3 protein-coding genes are annotated in these 3,840 nt (G+C 62.2%); all 3 read right to left on the bottom strand.

From position 1 onward, the window contains the following. Positions 1-149: 149 nt before the first annotated feature. The 3 genes from WC683_20145 to WC683_20135 are packed head-to-tail and all read right to left on the bottom strand — an operon-like array spanning position 150 to position 3,808. Positions 150-743 carry a V-type ATP synthase subunit D gene (locus WC683_20145; protein ID MFA4974921.1) on the bottom strand — a complete coding sequence of 198 codons (594 nt, stop codon included), beginning with the start codon at positions 741-743 and terminating at the stop codon, positions 150-152. 3 nt (positions 744-746) lie between these two features. Continuing rightward, the gene (locus WC683_20140) at positions 747-2,060 is read right to left on the bottom strand and encodes a V-type ATP synthase subunit B (protein ID MFA4974920.1); all 1,314 of its coding nucleotides are present in this window, start codon (positions 2,058-2,060) and stop codon (positions 747-749) included. Next, positions 2,057-3,808: a V-type ATP synthase subunit A gene (locus WC683_20135; protein MFA4974919.1), complete on the bottom strand. Its 1,752-nt coding sequence runs from the start codon at positions 3,806-3,808 to the stop codon at positions 2,057-2,059. The genes WC683_20140 and WC683_20135 overlap by 4 nt, the downstream gene beginning before the upstream one ends. Positions 3,809-3,840: the final 32 nt, after the last annotated feature.

Raw genomic sequence — 3,840 nt, 5'->3', positions numbered from 1 at the left:
GTGTTCGAGCTGCGCCGCAGCGATCGACTCGCCGGGCTCGGCGATATGCTCTGGATGCAGCACGCCCAGCTTCTGGACCATGCGCATGAGAGAGTCGCCCTCTCTGGCGAGGGTGAGAAACGTCACCCGTTTCATCTTGACTATGGCCATTATGCGCTCTCGAACGATTCCTGTTTCCCGAGCAACGAGGCCTGCGCTATCTTCGCAACCATCACGGTGGAGCGCTCGTTGTCCTCCAGCCTGCCGCGGATATACCTTATGCCCTCTTCGCATTGAGGTATGAGCCTCTTCTCGAACAGGTTTATCCTCTGCGTGGTCACGGCGAGCTCGTCGGACAGCCTCTCGAACGACTCCTCCATGATCCTCAGCCGTTCTAGGGACTCGAGATGCTTCGACCTCAGCATCGCGAAGTAGTCGAACGATGGAGGCGTCATGATCAGGCTGTAAGGCGCGACGACGAATTTCACCGACTTCAGCTCCTTGAGGATCACGCCGGCGATGTTGATGTCGACGATCTCCACGGATACGATCGAGACCAATTTTTCGATCTCAGGGTGAGGGTTGGCCTCCATCTTCGCCGCAAGCTCGTCGCGCTCGATCCGCATCCTGCGCATGCGCTCGTCCCAGCTCATCATCTCCCTGGTGAGCTGCTTGCGGCGCAGGTCCAGCGTAGGCACGGCCTTATTGAGCCTGGCCACCTTGAGCCTGTTCGCCCTCAACGCGCCCTTTGACACCTGGGTCATGCCCTACGCCTCCTTGCCCTTCCAGCGCGCATCCAGGATCTCCTTCTTGATGCGCAGCACCCTCTTCGGGAGGATGCCGGCCAGCTCCCACGCAAGATCGAGCGTGCGGTCGAGCGTGAGGTCCTGGTCGGCCGGCAAAAACCTGTTCTCAAATTGATCGGCGAATTTCAGATACGCGATGTCCACCTCGTCTGTGATGGTGAAGCCCATCTCCTGCTGCTCACGGAGCGCCAGCGCGTTCGCGTACGCGGAGACGCAGGCGTCCATGATCGGCCCGTGGTCGGTCCTGGTCTCCTTGCCGACCACAAGCCCCTTGAGCCTTGATAGGCACTTCATGATGTCGAAGCGGCCGCGCTCAACAGGCAGCTGGCCCTCGGTGATGTAGCCGGTGAGGTTGGCGACGATGTGGGAGAGGTCGTTGTCCGGGACGGAGTTCACGCCTATGATCGTCACCGACCCGCGCGGGGCGCCGAAGTTGACGGCACGCTCGTAGATGCGCGCGAGCCTGGAGTAGAGATCGCCCGGATACCCGTCGCGCGAGGGGATCTTGCCCTGCGCGTTCGAGACCTCCATGAGGGCGTCGGCGTAGCGGAGCATGTCGGTCATCACCACGAGCACGTGCTGGCCCGCCAGCGCCAGCTGCTCTGCGAACGAGCAGCAGATGTGCGGCACGTTCAGCCTCTCGATCGGAGACTCGTTGCCGAGGTTCACCACCATCACGGTGCGCGCGGCCGCGTCCTCGAGCACCTCGCGGAAGAAGATGTACTCCTCGTTGAGGAGGCCGAGCCCTCCGAAGACCACGCTGAACTGCTCCTGGCCCGCCACCCTGGCCTGCCTGATTATCCTCGCGATGATGTCGTTCACGTCCTCGCCGGGGAGCTTGTAGATCGGTATCTTCTGGCCCCTCACGATCGTGTTCGGCCCGTCTATCGCTGGGATGCCGGTCTCGATGTAACCCTGCCCCATGGCGCGGCGCATCGGGTTGACCACCGCGCCCTCCACCGGAATCTTGATCCCCTCGATCTCGGGACGCGCGTCCCTCGGCCTTCCGATTCCGTTGAAGACCCTCCCCATTATGCTCTCGGGATTGAAGGATATCTCGAACGGGTGGCCGGTGAACTCGGTCCTCTGCGTGGTCTTCACTCCCATGCTGCCCTGCAGCGACTGCATGAAGACCGTGTCGCCCTGGATCTTCACGACCTTGGCCATGCCGTAGCCTTCGAGGAGGGCCTCCTCGCCCATGGACACGCCGGTCACGCCGCGCACCTGGAGGATCGGCCCGTCTATGTTCACTATGTCGCAATATACTATCTTCACCTGCCGCCCTCCTGTACCTTGTTCAGGATGGCCTGATACGCCTTCTCATAGTCAGCGGCATAATTGGCCTGGGTTATCTCGAAGAGCAGCTCCTCCTGGAGCCTTCTCATCGAGGTCTTGTCCTTCTGCGGGAATATGTCGAAGAGGTGAACGAAAAACTTCATCATCGCGTAGTGTCTTTCGAGGGAGGTCGCGCGGTCGTTCTCGTCGAACGTGTTCTGGTTGAGATAGCCCTTCTGAACGGTCTCGCCCATGAGATATTTTCGGTATTCGAAATCCGCTATGCCGCGCTCGCCCAATATCTCCATCTGGGATTTTATCCTATCGCCTTCCACGACGGCGCCGCGGATCGCCCTCACGTAATCGAGCCACAGGGGGAGCCCCTTCTTCTCGAAGAACCGCGTGAGCGCCTCCGAAGAGGTGTCCAGATACTTGGAATGGCACTCGAGCGGATCGAACGCAGGGAAGAGGCGCGCAGCCGCTCGCTTGCGCGACAGGATCAGGGCCACCTTCGCGGTCTGGATCGCCGCCTGCGTCGGAGGATCGCCGGCGATGTCGCCGCCGTCCGGAGAGAGCGCTGCCACAGTAGTCATGCTGCCCACGCGCCTCTCCTTGCTTCCGCCCAGGCAGAGGACCTTGCCCGCCCTCTCGAACCATCGCGTGAGATAAGCGCTCATGTAGGCGGGGAATGCCTGCGGCCCGGGTATCTCGCCGAGCCTGCCGCTCATCTCCCTCATGCCCTGCGCCTGGCGCGAGAGGCTGTCGGTCAGCAGCAGCACGTCATAACCCATGTCGCGGAAGTACTCGCCCAGAGTGGCGCCGACCATGATCGAGCCTTCCCTCGCGGCCACCGGCATCGCGCTCGTGTTGGCGAAGAGCACGGTGCGCTCCATCAGCGGCCTTCCGGTCTCGGGGTCCTTGAGCTTCGGGAACTCGTGAATCAGCTCCACCATCTCTCCGGCGCGCTCGCCGCATCCCACGTAGATCACTATCTTCACCTTGGTGTGGCGCGCCAGGTCGTGCTGGCACATGGTCTTGCCCGTGCCGAAATCGCCCGGCGTGCAGGCGGTGCCGCCGAGCATCACCGGGTTCAGCCCGTCGATGATCCTGACGCCGGTGTTGAGCACCTCGGAGAGCGCGAGCCTGGCCGAGACCGGCCTCGGGACCCTGACGGGCCACCTCTGCATGAGCTTGATCTCGCGAAGGCGTCCTTCTGCGTCCACCAGGTTTGCGATCACGTCGTCGACCGTGTACTCGCCGCTCTTTATCCCTTCTATCTTTCCATCAGGGAAGAGCGGCGGCACCATGATCCTGTGTTCTACGAGGGGCGTCTCATGGACCACGCCTATCACCGAGCCGCCTGTCGCCGCGTCTCCGTCCTTCGCCTTCGCCTCGAACTTCCATTTCTTCGAGCGGTCGAGCGGGGAGACGATCATGCCGCGCGACAGGAAGTCGCCGTATCCGGCGAGCATGTTGCCCAGACCGTCCAGCGTGCCGCCTATCAGGCCCGGCCCGAGCTCCACCTCGAGCAGATGGCCGGTGAGGGTGGCGTCCTGGCCGACCATGAGACCGGTGGTGTCCTCATACGCCTGGAGGTCTGCGTGCGTTCCGCGCACGCGTATCACCTCGCCGCGCAGATTCATCGGCCCTATGAACGCCTCTTCGTTCATCATGCAAGGCACTCCCTTGCCGCCCATGCCCTTGAGGTCGACGACGACGAGGTTGTCGTCCACCATAACTATTTTCACGCTTCTCTCATTCAAACAGCACCTCCCGCCCG

The organism is bacterium, assembly GCA_041648665.1.
Taxonomy (GTDB): Bacteria; UBA10199; UBA10199; order 2-02-FULL-44-16; family JAAZCA01; genus JAFGMW01.
The sequence above is the reverse complement of the archived record's forward strand: the minus strand, read 5'-3'. Positions and strand labels throughout refer to the sequence as shown.

Bases quoted from the DNA above. Each gene is read 5' to 3' on its own strand.
- WC683_20145 (MFA4974921.1), bottom strand. From the start codon at position 743: ATGACCCAGGTGTCAAAGGGCGCGTTGAGGGCGAACAGGCTCAAGGTG.